The organism is Pseudomonas sp. MWU16-30317, from assembly GCF_020515695.1.
GTDB lineage: Bacteria > Pseudomonadota > Gammaproteobacteria > Pseudomonadales > Pseudomonadaceae > Aquipseudomonas.
In genome coordinates, this window is record NZ_JAIWJA010000003.1 from 567,213 (window position 1) to 585,059 (window position 17,847).

A 17,847-nucleotide genomic window follows, 5' to 3' on the forward strand; every position below is an offset into this window, starting at 1 on the left:
ACTGCCATTCTAATCCTCGGTAGCCGCCTTTGTCTTGGCAAGCCTCAGGCTGATCGCGCATTGCTTGATCCGGGCTACTATAGGCACCGTTATTATTATCGTCCCAGGGGGTTGAATGAGTCGGATCAGCGTGGAGCGCAAACACAGCCTTGGGCGCGAGGTGGCAAAGCAGAAGGCCGAGTTGCTGGTGGAAAAGCTGGTCAGCAAATACGACGTCAAGGCTCAGTGGCAGGGCGATACCGTGGAGGTCAAGCGCAGCGGCGCCAATGGTGTGATCAGCATCGACGACGATGCCATTCGCGTGGATCTCAAGCTCGGCATGATGCTGTCGATGATGAGCGGCACCATCGAGTCGGAAATCGAACGTGTGCTCGACAAGGCGCTGGCTTGAGATCGACTGGCGTTTCGCGGGCAGACCCTGCGCCCACCTGAGCGCGAGTCTGGGCGTGCAGTTAGGGTGAGGATTCTAAATTGGCGGGCTATGGTGATTGCACGCCCTGAAGTGTGTGGGTACGGATATCCCTTCAAGCATGAGGTGCACCATGGCAACCGCCCCACTGAAAAAAGCCGTAGCGCTGAAAAAGACGGCTCTGAAAAAAGACGTCACCCCCCTGGTGCGCAAAGCCCACGCGGTGAAGACCGATACGGTCGTCGAGGTTCGCTCCTATGCCCGCAAGATCTGGCTCGCCGGGCTCGGCGCTTATGCCAAGGCCGGCAAGGAGGGCCTGGATTACGTGAAGGAACTGATCAAGGCCGGCGAGGGCGTCGAGAAGGATGGCAAGAAGGTCATCGACAAGGAGTTGAAGGCCGCCAATTCGCAGATCGATGCCGCCAAGGATGAGGTCGCCGAGGCCAAGGGCAAGGTCGAGGTGCAGCTCGACAAGCTGGAAAAACTCTTCGATGTGCGCGTCGCCAGCGCCCTGAATCGCATTGGCATCCCCTCCCGGCATGACGTCGATACACTCTCTGCTAAGCTCGATAAATTGACGGCATTGGTCGAACGTGCCGCGCGTAAACCATAAAGGAGAGCGGGATGGCTGGTAAGAAGAAGGTCGAGAAAGAAGGCACCTCCTGGATCGGCGGTATTGAAAAATACTCCCGGCAGATCTGGCTCGCCGGTTTGGGCGCTTATTCGAAGATCAGCAACGACGGCACCAAGCTGTTCGACACCCTGGTGAAGGATGGCGAGCATGCAGAGGCGCAGGCCAAGACCGAAGTCGACAAACAGGTCGACACGGTGAAGAGTTCGGCCAAGTCGGCGCGTTCACGGGTCGGCGACGTCAAGGATAAGGCACTGGGCAAGTGGAGCGAATTGGAAGAGGCGTTCGACACCCGCTTGAACAGCGCCATTTCGCGCCTGGGCGTGCCGAGCCGCAACGAGGTGAAAGCCCTGCACAGCAAGGTGGATACCCTGACTCGCCAGCTCGAGAAGCTCACGGGCGAATCGGTACGCGCGCCAGCGGCCAAGCCGGCGACAAAAGCTGCGGCGGCCAATGGTGCGGCCAAGCCAGCGACCAAGGCAACCAAGGGTGCGGCCAAGCCGTCAGCCACGGCGGCTAGCGCGAGCAAGCCGTCGACCAAGACGGCTGCCAACGGCGCCAAGCCCGCGGCAAAAGCCCCGGCCAAGGCGGCGAGCAAACCTGCGGCGAAAACCGCCGCGGCCAAGCCTGCGGCTAAAGCGGTAGCGGGAGCCAAGGCTAAAACTGCTGCCGCCAAGCCGGCCGCCAAGGCAGCAGCGGCCAAGCCCGTAGCCGCGGCCAAAACGGCAGCGGCGAAAACCACTGGGGCAGCCAAGGCCACTGCGGCCACAACCACGGCAAGTGCCAAAGCCGCAGCGCCGAAAACCGTAGCAGCCAAGCCCGCAGCCAAGGCCAGGTCAGCGGTCAAGCCCGCTGCCAAAAAGCCCGAGCCCGCCAAGGCTGAAACCACGGCCGCAGGGGCTTCCTCGACATCACCCTCTACCCCGCCAGCAACGGGCTCGGCGCCAGCGACGCCGGCGGCTCAGTCATAGTGTAGCGAGGGGGCTTTGTCCGATTACGGTGTATCAGCTGCGTTGACGCGGCTGACACCCTTTCGGGGGTAGCGCCCCGTCGCTACAAGGTTTACGGCCAGTGCAGCAAACACCAATCGATAAGTGTTGTCCGGGCGGACCTCTTTGCGTCCATGACCTGCTAGCACAGCGGGAGGCGCCACTGGATTGGTCAATTCAGATACTGCAACGCCAGCCGCTCCGTGGCATGGCGCGATTGCGCATGCAGGTGGGGCGCCACCAGCATCATCACCTGATACACCACCACCCCGGTCTCGCCTGACTGGCCGATGATGCGCTGGTAATCGAGCGAGAACACCAAGGTCAAGGTGATCTGTTCCACCAACTGCCCCAGTGCCTGGGTGTCGCTGGCCAATAATCCCTGGGCCTTCAGGTTGGCCAGCAAGGACGCCAGCGTGCGTTTGATCGCATCCAGCAGGCTGCGCACGCCGCGCGCCAGCTTTGGCAAGCGTCCGGCCAGGTTCGACAAGTCCTGGAACAGAAACCGATAGCGGGCCATGCGCTCGGCGATCAGGTGCAGGAACAGCCAATAGTCCTCGGGCGCCAACTGCACCTCATCGGGAGGGTTCAGCAGCGGCGTCAGTTCCTCTTCGAATCGCTCGAACAGCCCCAGGATCAAAGGCTCCTTGCCATGGAAGTGGTAGTACAGATTGCCCGGGCTGATTTCCAGTTCGTTGGCGATCTGCAGGGTCGTGACGTTGGGTTCGCCCAGTTGATTGAACAGCGCCAGGGTGCATTCCAGTATCCGTTCGCGGGTCTTCATCGCGGGAAGGCGCCCCTGTCCAGTCGTCTAGTCTTGTGCCAGAGCGGCGGGCCTCTTCGCGGGCAAGCCTTGCTCCCACAGGTGTGCGACTCAAGCTTGGCGAGCTCTGTAAGAGGCTCAATGGTTCGAGGCAAGCAGCGCCGGCCTCTTCGCGGGCAAGCCTTGCTCCCACAGGTGTGCGACTCAAGTTTGGCGAGTTCTGTTGGAGGCTCTATGGTTCGAGGCAAGCAGTGCCGGCCTCTTCGCGGGCAAGCCTTGCTCCCACAGGTGTGCGACTCAAGCTTGGCGAGTTCTGTAGGAGGCTCTATGGTTCGAGGCAAGCAGCGCCGGCTTCTTCGCGGGCAAGCCTTGCTCCCACAGGTGTGCGACTCAAGTTTGGCGAGTTCTGTTGGAGGCTCTATGGTTCGAGGCAAGCAGTGCCGGCCTCTTCGCGGGCAAGCCTTGGTCCTACAGGTGTGCGCCTGCGCAACTGAGCACTCTGTGGGAGCGAGGCTTGCCCGCGAAGGGGCCATCCGCAGCACTGAATGGCCCACAGGCAGCACCGGCTCAGTCAGCCAGCACATAAGTACCCGGCGCCGGATCCTTCGGCGGATGCAGTTCGCTCCCCAAGGCCATCTGGGTTTCACGCAATGCCCCGGAGCGCTCCTGCACCCAGGCCAGCCACTGCGGCCACCAGCTGCCATCCACAGGCTTGGCGTCGTAATACCAGGCGCGCGGATCGCTGCTCATCTTAGGGTTTTCGAGGTGGTTGGCCTTAGGATTGCCCGGCGGATTGAGGATGCTCTGGATGTGCCCGCTGTTGGCCAGCACGAAGCGTCGCTCACCCCCCAGCAACAGGCTGGAGCGATACACCGAGTCCCACGGGGTGATGTGATCGTTGCTGCCCGCCACGCTGAAGCTGTTGACGTTGACCTTTTGCAGATCGATCGGCGTGCCGCACACCTCCAGCCCGCCCGGCCGAGTCAACGGGTTGTGCTTGAAAAAGTCCAGCAGATCACCATGCAGAGCCGCAGGCAGACGGGTGTTGTCGTTGTTCCAGAACAGCACGTCGAAGGCTGGCGGCTCCTTGCCCAGCAGGTAATTGTTGACCCAGTAATTCCAGATCAGATCGTTGGGCCGCATCCAGGCGAACACGCGCGCCAGCTCGCTGCCTTCGAGCACGCCCTGCTGGTAGGAGCGGCGCTTGGCCGCTTCGAGCGTTTGCTCGTTGACGAACAACGAGGCCGGGCTGTCGATCTGACTGTCAAGCAGGCTCACCAGGTAGGTCGCGCTGGATACCCGTGCCAGCTGCCGCTTGGCCTGCAAGTGCCCCTGCAACGCCGCGATGCTCAAGCCCCCCGAGCAGGCGCCGACCAGATTCACTTCGCGGCTGCCAGTGATCGCGCGGCAAGCGTTGAGCGCTTCTTCCAGCGCCTGCACGTAGCTCGACAGCCCCCACTCGCGGTGGCGGCCGTCGGGGTTGCGCCAACTGACGACGAACGTCTGCAGATTGTGCTTAAGGGCGTACTGCACGAAGCTGTTGGCGGGCGACAGGTCAAAGATATAGAACTTGTTGATCTGCGGCGGCACGATCAGCAGCGGGCGCCGGTACTGTTTTTCACTCATCGGGCGGTATTGGATCAGCTCCAGCATCTCGTTGCGAAACACCACGGCGCCGGGCGTGGTAGCCACTGTCTTGCCGACCTCGAAAGCCTGCTTGCCGATCTGGCTGGGCAGGCCGTGGTTATGCCGCAAGTCGTCGAGCAGGTGGTTGAGGCCCTTGACCAGGCTGGTGCCGCCGGAATTGAAAATCTCCTTGAGGGCCAGCGGATTGAGCAGCGAATTGGTCGGCGAGAGGGCGTCGTTGACCAAGGCAAAGACAAAATGCGCGCGAGCGCGGTCATCGTCGGACAACTGGCTGTTATCGATCCATTGTCGGGTTTCGGCCTGCCACGCGAGGTAGGCCTGCAGCCCGCGGCGGTAGAAGGGGTTGAGCGACCAGGTCGGATCGCTGAAGCGCTGGTCACCGGGGTTGGGGGCGTGCAGGGTTTCGCCCAGCAGCACGCGGCCCAGCTGGCTGCCCAGATTGAGCGCGTGGCGGGCGCTATGGATCGGATGCTTGATACTGTGGCGGGCGACGCTGCGCAAGGTCGAAACCAGGTCGCGCCCGCCCAGCCCGCTGATCACGCTCTGGGCGTTGATGAAGGCCGCGGTGGTGGACACCGTAGGCGGGGCAGTCTTGTTCTTCATGGCGCTACACTCCTTCGTTCAGCCGTTTGATTGCCCTGGGTTTGGTGGGAGCGGGGTCCCTAACTCGTTGCTCGCGGATGAACCACGGCGCGCTGGCGCTCTTCCTCGAGGAATTTCATGATGATCGGCGCTACCGTGCCGGCGCGGGTCACCAAAAACAGATGGCCGTCATCGATGATATGTAACTGGGCGTTGGGGATGCGCCATGCCAGCAGACGCATGTTCACCAACGGGATCAGCGGATCGTCGTCACCGGCCAGCACCAGGGTCGGCTGATGGATCTTGTGCAGCCAGTGCACGCTGGTCCAACCGAGGCCTGCGAACAGTTGCCAGTAGTAACCCAGCTTGCCGGACGAGCGCACCTTGCTGGCATGGGACATCGCCAGGCCGGCGTCGCGTCGAAAACTGCCGCCGTAGATTTCCGGCGCGATGCGCACCACATGGGACGGCTGCAGATAGCGCCGCGGGCTGGCCATCAACCACAGCACGCGCGGCTTGCCGGGCACCATCACCGCGCCGGCCGAGGTGGCGGCGAGCACCAGCTTCTTGCAGCGCTCGGGGTAAGAGTAGGCGAACTGCTGGGCCAGGGCGCCGCCCCACGACACACCGATGACGTTGACCTGGCCATAGTCGAGGTAGTCGAGCATGCGTGCGGTCAACTGCGCCAGGCCCGGGAAGCGATAAGGGCGGCTGGGCGTGGACGAGCCGCCGACCCCGGGCACGTCGAAGGCGATCACCTCCAGGTCCGGGTCCAGCGCGGCGACGAACGGGAACACCAGCTCCAGGTTGGCGCCGATGCCATTGAAGATCAGCAGCGGCGTCATGTGCGGGCTGCCGGGACGTACCGCCGTGCGGATGGCCTGGCCATCGAGGTCCACGGTACGAAATATGTACGGTTGCGGCATGCACTCGATCCTTTGCAAGCAATGGTGGGGCGGCAGCGGCGATCGCAATCAGTCAGCGTTCATGCACGTAGGTCCCGGGCGCTGCCTCGCCAGCGGCAAAAGCCTTGCTGCCGAGTTCCGAGGGCGCCTTCTTGAGCTTGCCGGAGTGTTTACCCAGCCAGTCTGCCCAGTGTAGCCACCATGAGTCAGTGTGCTTGACGGCGTTGTCCTGCCAGTCGCTTGGCGAGGTGGTGGTTTCATCGTTGGTCATGAAGCGGGCCTTGGGGTTGCCCGGTGGATTGAGGATGCTCTGGATATGGCCGCTGCTCGACAGCACGAACTCGATCTTGCCGCCAAACAGTTGCGCCGAGCGAAAGCACGAGTGCCAAGGGGTGATGTGGTCGGCGGTGCCGGCGACGCTGAAGATGTCGCATTTGACCTGCTTGAGATCGATCGGCGTGCCGCACACCTCCAGGGCGCCGGCGCGGGTCAGCGGGTTGTTCTTGAACATCTCGATCAGGTCGCCGTGGAAGGCTGCGGGCAGGCGCGTGGTGTCGTTATTCCAGAACAGGATGTCGAACACCGGCGGCTCGTTGCCCAGCAGGTAATTGTTGACCCAGTAATTCCAGATCAGGTCGTTGGGGCGCATCCAGGCAAATACCCTGGCCATGTCCCGGCCTTCGAGCACGCCTGACTGATAGGAATGACGCTTGGCGGCCTCCAGAGTCTGCTCGTCGACGAACAGCGCCACTTGGGTGTCGAGGGTAGTGTCGAGCACGCTGACCAGCAGGGTCAGGGAATGCACCTTTGGTTGTTTGAGCGCAGCGTAATGGCCCACCAGCGCGGTGCAGGTGATCCCCCCGGAGCAGGCGCCGAGGATATTGATGTCCTTGCTGCCGGAAATCGCCGTGACCACCTCGACTGCTTCCTTGAGGGCATCGATGTAGGTCGACAGCCCCCATTCGCGCTGGGCCTTGGTGGGGTTGCGCCAACTGATGATGAAGGTCGGCACATTGTTGCGCAGGCAGAAGCGCACCAGGCTCTTGTCGGGGCTCAGGTCGAACACGTAGAACTTGTTGATCTGCGGCGGCACGATGAGCATCGGCCGCTCGTGGTTCTGCTCGGTGATGGGGGCGTACTGGATCAGCTCCAGCACGTCGTTGCGAAACACCACCGCGCCTTCGCTGGTGGCGAGATTCTTGCCGACCTCGAAGGCGTCCATATTGACCTGGCTGGGCATGCCGCCATTCTTGACCAGGTCCTTGGCCAGATGCGAGAGGCCGTCGAGGAGGCTCTTGCCGCCGGTCTCGAAGAAGCGTTTGACCGCTGCCGGGTTGGCAGCGCCGTTGGTCGGGGCCATGGCTTCGGTCATCAGGTTGATGACGAAGTGGCCGCGGCTGATGTCCTGAGCCGAGAGCTCGCTGCCGTCGAGCCAGCTGTGCAGTTCCTTGCGCCAGGCCAGGTAGGTCTGCAGGTAACGGCGGTAGAGGGGGTTCTGACTCCAGGCCGGGTCGACGAAGCGGCGGTCGTCGCTTTCCGGTTGCAGGGTGGACGAGCCCAGCAGGACGTTTTTCAGTTCCAGGCCGAAGTGTGCCACGTGGCGAGCACTCAGCAGCGGTTGGCGCAAGGCCAGGCGCAGGACCATCCGTGCAGAGGTCAGCAGGTCCTTGCGGCGCAGGCCGATCACGGGGTTCAGGCCGAGGGTGTTATGTGAGGCTTGCTGCTTGATGTCATCGGTGTTCTTGCTGCTCATCCACGACGCTCCATTGTCCAGAGGCGTGCGGCGGCGGCTGCTCTGACGGGCCTGCCGCGCACCGCGCTCGGGTAACCAGTGATCGCTATTGCCCCCAAAGTGAAGCACGGAGCCTGCCAGTTACCAGTGGTTACGCGAGTTCGCGCCAATGCGCAAGAAAGCCTATCCCCGCCAGTTGGCAAGGTATTCAAGCAAATAGATTTGGAAAACCGATGCTGGAAAGCCCTGCTGGGGCTCAGAGCATCAGCTTGACCACGGATTGCGCGGGGTCGCGGGTCTTGCCGGCGGCACGCAGTTCGTCCAGATAGTCATTCCACAGATCTTCCTGACGAACGGCGAGCTGGTAGAGGTATTCCCAGGTGAACAGACCGCTGTCGTGGCCATCGTCGAAGGTCAATTTGAGTGCGTATTGCCCGGCAGGTTCGATCTTGGTCAGGCCGACTCCGAGTTTGCCGAACTGCAGGATCGGCTTGCCGTGGCCCTGCACTTCGGCCGAAGGCGAGTGCACTCGCAGGAATTCGGCGGGCAGGGTGTAGGACTCCCCCGTGCCGTATTGCAGGGTGAGGGTTTTCGAGGCTTTGTGCAGGTTGATGGCGGTGGGGAGGTTGGTCATGGCCAGGGGCTCTTGGGCAGCTGCAAGCTGCAAGCTACAAGTATTCAGCTTATAGCTTGCCGCTTGCCGCTGCTCTACAGTATGTAGCGCGACAGATCTTCGTTTTCCGCCAGCTCGCCCAAGTGGCTGTTGACGTAGTCGGCATCAATGCGGATCGGCGTTTCGCTGTGGGCGCTGGCCAGGTCGCCGGCACTGAACGAGACTTCCTCCAGCAAGCGCTCCAGCAGCGTGTGCAAGCGACGGGCACCGATATTCTCGGTCTTCTCGTTGACCTGCCAGGCGATCTGGGCAAGGCGCTTGATGCCTTCCGGGGCGAACTCGATATGCAGGCCTTCGGTCTTGAGCAGTGCCACATATTGCTCGGTCAGCGACGCGTGCGGTTCGCTGAGGATGCGCTCGAAATCTTCCGGGCTCAGGGCCTTGAGCTCGACGCGGATCGGCAGCCGGCCTTGCAGCTCGGGCACCAGGTCGCTCGGCTTGCTCAGGTGGAACGCGCCCGAGGCGATGAACAGGATGTGGTCGGTCTTGACCATGCCCAGCTTGGTATTCACCGTGCAGCCTTCGATCAACGGCAGCAAGTCGCGCTGCACGCCTTCGCGGGACACATCGGCGCCGCCGACATTGCCGCGCTTGGTGACTTTGTCGATCTCGTCGATGAACACGATGCCGTGCTGTTCCACCGCTTCGAGGGCTGCGGCCTTGAGCTCTTCTTCGTTGACCAGGCGCCCGGCTTCTTCTTCACGCACCAGCTTGAGCGCTTCCTTGACCTTGAGCTTGCGGCTCTTGCGTTTGCCCTTGCCCATGTTGGCGAACAGGCTCTGCAGCTGGTTGGTCATCTCTTCCATGCCTGGCGGCGCAGAAATATCGACGCCAGCCATCTCGGCCACTTCGATCTCGATTTCCTTGTCGTCCAGCTGGCCTTCGCGCAGGCGCTTGCGGAACAGCTGGCGCGTGTTTGAATCGCTCGCCGGGGCTTCTTCGCTGAAGCTGCCGCGGGCCTGTGGCAGCAGCGCGTCAAGGATGCGTTCCTCGGCGGCGTCTTCGGCGCGATGGCGGACCTTGACGATTTCCTGCTCGCGCAGCAGCTTGAGGGCGGCATCGGCCAGATCGCGGATGATCGACTCGACATCACGGCCGACGTAGCCGACTTCAGTGAACTTGGTCGCTTCGACCTTGATGAACGGGGCGTTGGCCAGCTTGGCCAGGCGCCGGGCGATTTCGGTCTTGCCGACGCCGGTCGGGCCGATCATCAGGATGTTCTTGGGCGTCACTTCGACGCGCAGCTCTTCAGGCAGCTGCATGCGGCGCCAGCGGTTGCGCAGGGCGATGGCGACGGCGCGCTTGGCATCGTCCTGGCCGATGATATGGCGGTTGAGTTCGTGGACGATTTCGCGGGGGGTCATGGACATGGCGTGTGTCGGTCTCGGCAAGGTTCAGTGTGGTTCGATCCTGAGGGAGCGTCCCTGACTGATCACTCGGCGAGATCCTGCTCCTCGATGGTCAGGTTGTGGTTGGTGAACACGCAGATGTCGCCGGCGATACCGAGGGCGGTTTCGGCGATTTCCCGTGCACCCAGGTCGGTTTTCATCAGCAGGGCGCGAGCAGCCGCCTGGGCGTAGGCGCCGCCGGAGCCCATGGCGATCAGGCCGTCTTCAGGTTCGACGACATCGCCGTTACCGGTAATGATCAGCGAGGCATCCTTGTTGGCCACGGCGAGCATGGCTTCGAGGCGGCTCAGGGAGCGGTCGGTGCGCCATTCCTTGGCCAGTTCGACAGCGGCGCGCACGAGATGGCCCTGGTGTTTTTCGAGCTGGCTTTCGAAGCGCTCGAAGAGGGTGAAGGCGTCGGCGGTGGCGCCAGCGAAACCCGCGATGACTTGACCGTGGTACAGGCGACGGACCTTTTTGGCGTTGCCTTTCATCACGGTATTACCGAGGGAAACCTGGCCGTCGCCGCCCATGACGACTTTGCCGTGACGGCGGACTGAAACGATGGTGGTCAAGGGAGAGTCTCCACGCAGCGGGGCGAAAATGCCCTGATGGAAACTCATATGGGGGTGTGAGGGGGGATTTCAAGCTTTGGCGGTGACGGGTTTCATCCGGGATGTGTGGCGTTCTCACAGGCCTCTTCGCGGGCAAGCCTTGCTCCCACAGGTGTACCACTCGATTCTGTGGGAGCGAGGCTTGCCCGCGAAGGGGCCGTTCGAAGCGCTGACTACTGCCGCGTCTGACGCTGCTGCAGCAACAGATTGTTGAAACCGCTGCCCGCCAGTTGCTTCTGCGCGGTGGTGAGCTGCTCGCGGTTGCTGAACGGCCCGACCAGCACGCGGTACCAGGTATCGTCCTTGACCGTGCCGGACTCGACGTTCACTCCCTGGCCTAGCAGCAGAATCTGCGCCCGCACTTTGTCGGCGTCGGTCTTGTTGCGGAACGAGCCAGCCTGCAGGAAGAACTGCGTGGTCGCAGCCGGCTTGACGATCGCAGGTGCTGGCGGCGGCGTTTGCCCGCTCAGCGCCGCCTGGGCGCGGGCGGTGTCGATCTTCGCCGCTTCAGCCGGAGTGACCGGCGGTTGTGCTGGCACCGGCGGAGTTTTCTCCGGCACGGCATCAGGCGGCACGATGACCTCCGATTCAGGCAGCAGCGTGTAGAAGTCGTACTTGGGCTTGACCGGCACCTGCGGGCTGGGAGGCGTCTTGTTGGCTTCGAGGATTTTCGCCGCCTTGGCTTCTTCGCGGCTGCGCTTGACGTCTTCCTTGCCTGGTTCGAGCTTCATCAGGAAGACGACGAACGCACCCACCGTGAGGCCGATGGCCATCCACAGCCATCCGGGGATGGGCTTCTTCGCTGGAGCGGAATTGCGGCTGGCGCCACGCTTGGGAGCAGGTTTTTTCTTGGCGGCCAACTTACATTCGCTCCAGTGTATCCAGGCCCAGCAGTTGCAGGCCTTGTTTCAGGGTACGACCGGCCAGAGCGGCCAGCAGCAGACGGCTGTTTTGTTGTTCCGGGCTGTCGGCGGTCAGGATCGGGCAGTTTTCGTAGAAGCTCGAGAACAGCTGGGCAATGTCATACAGGTAGGCGCACAGCACGTGTGGCGTGCCTTTTTCGCCGACGTTGTTCAGCACCTCGCCGAACTGTGCCAGCCGCGCGGCCAGTTCCTGCTCGTGCGGGGCATCGAGGTTTATCTGCCCGCCGACTTCGTCGAAACCCTTGCCCAGCTTGCGGAACACCCCGGCCACGCGTGTATAGGCATACAGCAGGTAGGGCGCGGTGTTGCCTTCGAAGTTGAGCATCTGGTCGAAGTTGAAGCTGTAGTCGCTGGTGCGGTGCTTGGACAGGTCGGCGTATTTGACGGCGCCGATGCCCACCACCTTGGCGATGGCGCGCAGGTCGGCTTCGGCGGCCTCGGGGTTCTTTTCCTTGACCAGGCTGTAGGCACGCTCCTGGGCTTCGGTCAGCAGGTCGACCAGCTTCACGGTGCCGCCGTCACGGGTCTTGAACGGGCGGCCGTCGGCGCCGTTCATGGTGCCGAAGCCCATGTGTTCGGCCTGCATGCCGTTGCTGATGAAGTCAGCGCGGCGGGCGACTTCGAACACTTGCTGGAAGTGCAGGGCCTGGCGCTGGTCGACGAAATACAGAGCTCGATCGGCCTTGAGCACGTTGCTGCGATAGCGCACGGCTGCCAGGTCCGTGGTGGCATAGAGATAACCACCGTCGGCCTTGACAATGATCACCGGCAGCGGCTCGTCGTCGGCGGTCTTGAATTCTTCGAGGAACACGCACTGGGCACCATTGCTCTCGACCAGCAGGCCCTTGGCCTTGAGGTCGTTGACCACGTTGATCAGGTCGTCGTTGTAGGCGCTTTCGCCCATTACGTCGGCCATGGTCAATTTGACATTGAGCTGTTCGTAGATCTCCTGACAGTGGGACAGGGATATCTGGCGAAAGCGCCCCCACAGTTCCAGGCATTCGGCATCGCCAGCCTGCAGCTTGACCACCAGGCTGCGGGCGCGATCGGCGAACTCTGGGGATTCGTCGAAGCGCTTCTTGGCGGCGCGGTAGAAGTTTTCAAGGTCCGACAGCTCATTGCTGGTGATCGGATTTTCCTGCAGGTACGCCATCAACATGCCGAACTGAGTGCCCCAGTCGCCCACGTGGTTCTGGCGAATCACCGTGTCGCCGAGGAACTCCAGGACCCGTGCCACGCCGTCACCGATGATGGTGGAGCGCAGGTGGCCGACGTGCATCTCTTTGGCCAGGTTGGGGGCGGAGAGGTCGACCACTACACGTTGCGCAGCACCTGGCTTGCTGACGCCCAGCTTGGGGTCGGCCAGCGCGGCGTCAAGGCGGCCAGCCAGCGCCTGGGTGTTCTGGAAGAAGTTGAGAAAGCCCGGGCCAGCGATTTCAGCCTTGCTGATCTGCGGATCGGCGGGCAACGCCTGGATGATCTTTTCTGCCAGGTCGCGGGGCTTCATGCCGGCGGGTTTGGCCAGCATCATGGCGATGTTGCTGGCGAAGTCGCCGTGGGTCTTGTCGCGCGCGTTCTCCACCTGGATCGCCGGCGTCAGCCCTTCAGGCAAGACACCTTCTTTGACGAGATGGGTCAGGGCTTGTTGGATCAGCTGGCGGATGGTGTCTTTCATGGTTCTCTCAATCGACCGCGGCACGGTCGCGCCCAAAGAGCGCAGGTGGAAAAATCGGCCATTATCCGTTGCCGGGGCGAGCTTGCCAACCTTGGGTTTTAGCGAGAGGTTAATCCCTGTGAGAGCTTGGGTGTTGGGCGGCAAGATTTATGGCAGGGCTTTATGCGGGCGGTGGCGCTGATGGCCCCTCGCGGGCAAGCCTTGCTCCTACAGGACGACTGAGATCTGCCGACTCTGTGGGAGCAAAGCTTGCTCGTGTAGAGGCCGGCCGGATCAATAGAGATCGACAGGGTCCACATCCAGCGACCAGCGCACCTGACGGCCGCTGGGCATCTGCTCCAGTTGCAGCATCCAGGCGTTGAGCAGGCGGTGCAGTTGCGCGCGGGCGCTGGCCTGGACCAGCAATTGCGCGCGATAGCGCCCGGCGCGGCGTTCCATGGGTGCCGGCACCGGGCCCAGCAGCTCGATGCTGTTCGGGCCCATCTGCGCCAGCAGTTGTTCGGCGGCGCTGCAAGCTTCATCGAGGAAGCCTTCGGCTTGGCCCGGCTTGTGTGCCTCGGCCCGCAACAGCGCCAGGTGCGAGAAGGGTGGCAGGCCGGCAGCGCGCCGCTCGCTGATGGCCTGTTCGGCAAAAGCGAAATAGCCTTGCTCGGTCAATTGCACCAATAAAGGATGCTCGGCCAGGTGGGTCTGAATGATCACTTTGCCCGGCTCTTCGGCGCGCCCGGCACGCCCGGCGACCTGCACGATCAACTGGGCCATGCGCTCGCTGGCGCGAAAATCCCCGGAAAAAAGGCCGCCGTCGGCATCCAGGATCGACACCAGCGTTACCCGCGGAAAGTGATGCCCTTTGGCAAGCATCTGCGTGCCGACGAGGATGCACGGCTGGCCGCGCTGGATGGTCGCGAACAGCTGGTTCATTGCGTCCTTGCGCGAGGTGCTGTCACGGTCGACACGCAACACCGGGTAGTCGGGAAACAGCGTGGTCAGGCGCTCTTCGGCCCGCTCGGTACCGGCACCGACCGGGCGCAGGTCCTTGGTGCCGCATTTCGGGCACTGGCGCGGCACGCGCTCGACATGGCCGCAGTGGTGGCAGCGCAGCTCGCCGGAGCGCTGGTGTACCGTGGTGCGGGCGTCGCAGCGCGGGCATTCGGACAGCCAGCCGCAATCGTGGCACAGCAGGGTGGGTGCGAAGCCGCGGCGGTTGAGGAACACCAGTACCTGCTGGCCTCGCTCCAGTGTCTGGCCAATGGCCTGCTGCATGGGGCCACTGATGCCGCTGTCCAGGGGGCGGCTCTTGACGTCCAGGCGCATGAATTTCGGTTGCTGGGCGCCGCCGGCGCGGTGTTCCAGGCGCAGCAGGCCATAGCGGCCGGTGTAGGCGTTGTGCAGGCTTTCGAGCGACGGCGTGGCCGATCCCAGGAGGATCGGGATGTTTTCCTGGCGGGCGCGCACCAGGGCCAGGTCGCGGGCGTGGTAGCGCAGGCCTTCCTGCTGTTTATAGGAGCCGTCGTGTTCTTCATCGATGATGATCAGGCCCGGATTCTTCATCGGCGTGAACAGCGCCGAGCGGGTGCCGATGATGATATCGGCCTCGCCATCGCGGGCGGCCAGCCAGGCGTCCAGACGCTCGCGATCGTTGACGGCCGAGTGCAGCAAGGCGATGCGGGCATTGAAGCGTTGTTCGAAACGCGCGAGGGTCTGTGGCCCGAGGTTGATTTCCGGGATCAGCACCAGCGCTTGCTTGCCGGCCTCCAGGGTCTCGCGGATCAGTTGCAGGTAGACCTCGGTCTTGCCGCTGCCGGTGACCCCGGCCAGGAGGAAGGCGTGGAAACTGTCGAAGCCGGCACGCACCGCTTCGAAGGCGGCGCGTTGTTCGCTGTTGAGGGGCAACTCCGGCTGCGCCAGCCAGCGGTCATGGCGCTCGCCCGGCGCGTGGCGGCGCACTTCGACGGTAACCAGCGCCTTGGCCAGCAGCAGGTCAAGGCTGTCCTTGCTCAGTTGCAGCTTGCTCAATAGTTGATGGGCGACGCCGTGGGGATGCTGGGCCAGGGTGGTCAGGGCTTCACGCTGCCGGGGCGCACGGGCGATGCGCGGGTCATCGAGGCTCGCGCCGGGGGCGATCTGCCAGAAGCGCTCCTGGCGGGTTTCGGCGGGCTCGCCCTGGCGCAGTAGCACGGGCAGCGCCCAACTGAGGGTATCGCCCAGGCCGTGCTGATAGTACTGCGCGGTCCATAGGCACAGCTTGAACATGGACTCGGGGATAGGGCTGACCGGGTCGAGCAGGGCGCTGGCGGGGCGCAATTTGTCCAGCGGCACGTCGGTGTGGTCGGTGACCTCGATCAGCACGCCGATCATCTCCCGACGCCCGAACGGCACCCGCAGGCGCATGCCGGCTTGCAGCTGGGTCGCATCGACCCCGGCCGGCGCGCGATAGTCGAACAGGCGTCGCAGCGGCGAGGGCAGGGCGAGGCGCAGGATGACGTCGGGCACGCGGTAGGTTCTCGGTAAGCGATGCTGCAGGGCTTTTGTGGGAGCGGGCTTTGCCTGCGAAGCTGTGTACCCGGTGTTTGGCCGAATGCGCAGTGGCTGTCAGGCCTCTTCGCGGGCAGCGCCCGCTCCCCCATTGAATGCGGTGGAGGCAGATGCTAGCAGACGACCATCGGTAAGCGCGATAACTTGCGTCCATCGCAATGTCTGGTAATATGCGCGGCCTAATTGCGTGCGGTATTCAACAATAGTGTTGAGTGGCGGCATGCCTAGCCCGAGGAAGTAGCCATGAAAGCTGATATTCATCCAGCGTACGAAGCCATTGACGCCACCTGCTCCTGCGGTAACGTCATCAAGACCCGATCCACTCTGTGCAAGCCACTGAGCCTGGACGTCTGCTCCGAATGCCACCCGTTCTACACCGGTAAGCAGAAGACTCTGGACATCGGCGGCCGCGTCGATCGCTTCAAGCAGCGTTTTGCTGGTTTCGGCGCTCCAAAAGCCAAATAAGGCTTTTGGCACTGGCAAACCCTCGAGGTGTGCCAGGCTGAAAAAAAGGCGTCCTTCGGGGCGCCTTTTTTATGTCTGGGATTCAGGTGTTGGCAGGGTCGACGCCTTCGCGGGCAAGCCTTGCTCCCGCAGCCGATTGGGGGCAAAGCTTGTCCGTAATGGGGCCAGTGGCAGCACCACAAGCCTGGCCAATTAAGCCTAAGGTCTTAGCTCGCGGTCCTTGACACTAAGTGACCGGCCAGTCTTGTCGGGCCTTTCCTTCGCGCGTATCCTCGGCGGTCCGTCAAGATCAACAGCACAAGCGGAACGCCACCATGTCAGATTTGAAAACTGCCGCTCTCGAATACCACGCCACTCCACGTCCAGGTAAGCTGAGCGTCGAAATCACCAAAGCCACTGCCACCGCTCGCGACCTGTCGCTGGCGTACAGCCCTGGTGTAGCCGAGCCTGTCCGTGAAATCGCGCGTGACCCAGAGCTGGCCTACAAATACACCGGCAAGGGCAACCTGGTCGCGGTGATTTCCGATGGCACCGCTATCCTCGGCCTGGGCAACCTCGGCCCGCTGGCGTCCAAGCCAGTCATGGAAGGCAAGGGTGTGCTGTTCAAGCGTTTCGCTGGCATCGACGTTTTCGACATTGAAGTGGATTCCGAAAGCCCGCAAGCCTTCATCGACACCGTCAAGCGTATCTCCATCACCTTCGGTGGCATCAACCTTGAAGACATCAAGGCACCAGAGTGCTTCGAGATCGAGCGCGCCCTGATCGAACAGTGCGACATCCCGGTTTTCCACGATGACCAGCACGGCACCGCGATCGTTACCGCGGCCGGCATGATCAATGCCCTGGAAATCGCCGGCAAGACCCTCGAAGACGCGAAAATCGTCTGCCTGGGTGCTGGTGCAGCTGCCATCTCCTGCATGAAGCTGCTGGTGAGCATGGGCGCGCGCATCGAAAACATCTTCATGATCGATCGCAGCGGCGTGATCCACTCTGGCCGTGACGACCTGAACCAGTACAAGGCTGTGTTCGCTCACGCCACCGACAAGCGCACCCTGGCTGATGCTCTGCAAGGTGCTGACGTGTTCGTCGGCCTGTCCGGTCCGAACCTGTTGAGCGCTGAAGGCCTGAAGACCATGGCTGCCAACCCGATCGTGTTCGCCTGCTCGAACCCTGATCCGGAAATCTCGCCAGAGCTGGCGCATGCCACCCGTGATGACGTGATCATGGCCACTGGTCGTTCGGACTACCCGAACCAGGTCAACAACGTGCTGGGCTTCCCGTTCATCTTCCGTGGTGCGCTGGACGTGCGCGCCAAGCGCATCAACGAGGAAATGAAAGTCGCCGCCGCCAACGCCCTGCGCGAACTGGCCAAGCTGCCGGTGCCTCAGGAAGTGTGCGACGCCTACGGCGGCATCAAGCTGGAATTCGGTCGTGACTACATCATTCCGAAGCCAATGGATGCGCGCCTGATCACCCTGATCTCCGACGCTGTGGCCAAAGCCGCGATCGAGACCGGTGTGGCCACCTTGCCGTACCCGAAAAACTACCCGCTCAAAAGCGTGGATGACGTGTTCAACGGCTAAGCCGTTGTAGCGCTACAACAAAAAGCCCCGGCTCGTGAGAGTCGGGGCTTTTTGTTGTCTGGCGGTGTGCTTTCGGGCCTCTTCGCGAGCAAGCTCTGCTCCCACAGGTAGGAGCAAGGCTTGCCCGCGAAGAGGCCGGCATGCCTTGCACGGATCTTGAAACAGATCGGCCGGCAGCGGGCTGTCTCCCCCAGGTCCAGAGTCGTACAGCTGTGGGAGCAAGGCTTGCCCGCGAAGAGGCCGGCATGCCTTGCAAGGATCTTAAAACAGATTGGCCGGCAGCGGGCTGTCTGTCACAGGTCCAGAGTCGTACAGCTGTGGGAGCAAGGCTTG

At 62.7% G+C, this 17,847-nt stretch carries 15 protein-coding genes; 5 read left to right on the plus strand and 10 right to left on the minus strand.

Features of this window, described 5'->3' with window-relative positions; translation table 11 throughout:
- Window positions 1-115: 115 nt before the first annotated feature.
- The 3 genes from LIX93_RS11635 to LIX93_RS11645 all read left to right on the plus strand — a co-directional run bounded on the left by LIX93_RS11635 (window position 116) and on the right by LIX93_RS11645 (window position 2,011).
- Window positions 116-391 carry a polyhydroxyalkanoic acid system family protein gene (locus LIX93_RS11635; RefSeq protein WP_226504182.1) on the plus strand — a complete coding sequence of 92 codons (276 nt, stop codon included), beginning with the start codon at window positions 116-118 and terminating at the stop codon, window positions 389-391.
- A 184-nt stretch (window positions 392-575) separates the two neighbouring features.
- Entirely contained in the window at window positions 576-1,022 is a 447-nt protein-coding gene (locus LIX93_RS11640; protein ID WP_226504458.1) for a phasin family protein, read from the plus strand.
- Window positions 1,023-1,033: 11 nt separating this feature from the next.
- Window positions 1,034-2,011, plus strand: coding sequence for a phasin family protein (locus tag LIX93_RS11645; RefSeq protein ID WP_226504183.1), 978 nt, complete (start codon window positions 1,034-1,036; stop codon window positions 2,009-2,011).
- A 190-nt stretch (window positions 2,012-2,201) separates the two neighbouring features.
- On the opposite strand, the gene LIX93_RS11650 is transcribed toward LIX93_RS11645, so the two are convergent.
- The 10 genes from LIX93_RS11650 to LIX93_RS11695 form a co-directional block, all read right to left on the minus strand.
- Window positions 2,202-2,813: a TetR/AcrR family transcriptional regulator gene (locus LIX93_RS11650; RefSeq protein ID WP_226504184.1), complete on the minus strand. Its 612-nt coding sequence runs from the start codon at window positions 2,811-2,813 to the stop codon at window positions 2,202-2,204.
- A 546-nt stretch (window positions 2,814-3,359) separates the two neighbouring features.
- On the minus strand, window positions 3,360-5,042 hold the full coding sequence (gene phaC / locus LIX93_RS11655; protein ID WP_226504185.1) for a class II poly(R)-hydroxyalkanoic acid synthase: 1,683 nt from the start codon (window positions 5,040-5,042) through the stop codon (window positions 3,360-3,362).
- Window positions 5,043-5,101: 59 nt separating this feature from the next.
- The gene (gene phaZ, locus LIX93_RS11660) at window positions 5,102-5,947 is read right to left on the minus strand and encodes a poly(3-hydroxyalkanoate) depolymerase (RefSeq protein ID WP_226504186.1); all 846 of its coding nucleotides are present in this window, start codon (window positions 5,945-5,947) and stop codon (window positions 5,102-5,104) included.
- 52 nt (window positions 5,948-5,999) lie between these two features.
- Entirely contained in the window at window positions 6,000-7,679 is a 1,680-nt protein-coding gene (phaC, locus tag LIX93_RS11665; protein WP_226504187.1) for a class II poly(R)-hydroxyalkanoic acid synthase, read from the minus strand.
- 235 nt (window positions 7,680-7,914) lie between these two features.
- Complete coding sequence (locus LIX93_RS11670; RefSeq protein ID WP_226504188.1) at window positions 7,915-8,292, minus strand: DUF971 domain-containing protein; 378 nt, start codon at window positions 8,290-8,292, stop codon at window positions 7,915-7,917.
- 74 nt (window positions 8,293-8,366) lie between these two features.
- A complete protein-coding gene (gene hslU / locus LIX93_RS11675; protein ID WP_226504189.1) occupies window positions 8,367-9,701 on the minus strand; it encodes an ATP-dependent protease ATPase subunit HslU in 1,335 nt (444 codons plus the stop codon).
- Between the two features lie 62 nt (window positions 9,702-9,763).
- Window positions 9,764-10,294: an ATP-dependent protease subunit HslV gene (gene hslV / locus LIX93_RS11680; RefSeq protein WP_226504190.1), complete on the minus strand. Its 531-nt coding sequence runs from the start codon at window positions 10,292-10,294 to the stop codon at window positions 9,764-9,766.
- A 212-nt stretch (window positions 10,295-10,506) separates the two neighbouring features.
- The gene (locus tag LIX93_RS11685; RefSeq protein ID WP_226504191.1) at window positions 10,507-11,193 is read right to left on the minus strand and encodes an SPOR domain-containing protein; all 687 of its coding nucleotides are present in this window, start codon (window positions 11,191-11,193) and stop codon (window positions 10,507-10,509) included.
- A 1-nt stretch (window position 11,194) separates the two neighbouring features.
- Entirely contained in the window at window positions 11,195-12,931 is a 1,737-nt protein-coding gene (gene argS / locus LIX93_RS11690) for an arginine--tRNA ligase (protein WP_226504192.1), read from the minus strand.
- A 273-nt stretch (window positions 12,932-13,204) separates the two neighbouring features.
- Window positions 13,205-15,424 (minus strand): primosomal protein N', encoded by a 2,220-nt coding sequence (locus LIX93_RS11695; protein WP_226504193.1) that lies wholly within the window; start codon window positions 15,422-15,424, stop codon window positions 13,205-13,207.
- Between the two features lie 285 nt (window positions 15,425-15,709).
- Here LIX93_RS11695 and rpmE point away from each other — a divergent pair, with 285 nt between their 5' ends.
- Both rpmE and LIX93_RS11705 read left to right on the plus strand, forming a co-directional pair.
- A complete protein-coding gene (gene rpmE / locus LIX93_RS11700; RefSeq protein WP_226504194.1) occupies window positions 15,710-15,931 on the plus strand; it encodes a 50S ribosomal protein L31 in 222 nt (73 codons plus the stop codon).
- 314 nt (window positions 15,932-16,245) lie between these two features.
- Window positions 16,246-17,514, plus strand: coding sequence for a malic enzyme-like NAD(P)-binding protein (locus LIX93_RS11705; protein ID WP_226504195.1), 1,269 nt, complete (start codon window positions 16,246-16,248; stop codon window positions 17,512-17,514).
- Window positions 17,515-17,847: the final 333 nt, after the last annotated feature.

Coding starts and splice junctions, on each gene's coding strand:
- LIX93_RS11635 (WP_226504182.1), top strand. CDS start 116: ATGAGTCGGATCAGCGTGGAGCGCAAACACAGCCTTGGGCGCGAGGTG.
- LIX93_RS11645 (WP_226504183.1), top strand. CDS start 1,034: ATGGCTGGTAAGAAGAAGGTCGAGAAAGAAGGCACCTCCTGGATCGGC.
- LIX93_RS11650 (WP_226504184.1), bottom strand. CDS start 2,813: ATGAAGACCCGCGAACGGATACTGGAATGCACCCTGGCGCTGTTCAAT.
- phaC (WP_226504185.1), bottom strand. CDS start 5,042: ATGAAGAACAAGACTGCCCCGCCTACGGTGTCCACCACCGCGGCCTTC.
- phaZ (WP_226504186.1), bottom strand. CDS start 5,947: ATGCCGCAACCGTACATATTTCGTACCGTGGACCTCGATGGCCAGGCC.
- phaC (WP_226504187.1), bottom strand. CDS start 7,679: ATGAGCAGCAAGAACACCGATGACATCAAGCAGCAAGCCTCACATAAC.
- LIX93_RS11670 (WP_226504188.1), bottom strand. CDS start 8,292: ATGACCAACCTCCCCACCGCCATCAACCTGCACAAAGCCTCGAAAACC.
- hslU (WP_226504189.1), bottom strand. CDS start 9,701: ATGTCCATGACCCCCCGCGAAATCGTCCACGAACTCAACCGCCATATC.
- argS (WP_226504192.1), bottom strand. CDS start 12,931: ATGAAAGACACCATCCGCCAGCTGATCCAACAAGCCCTGACCCATCTC.
- rpmE (WP_226504194.1), top strand. CDS start 15,710: ATGAAAGCTGATATTCATCCAGCGTACGAAGCCATTGACGCCACCTGC.
- LIX93_RS11705 (WP_226504195.1), top strand. CDS start 16,246: ATGTCAGATTTGAAAACTGCCGCTCTCGAATACCACGCCACTCCACGT.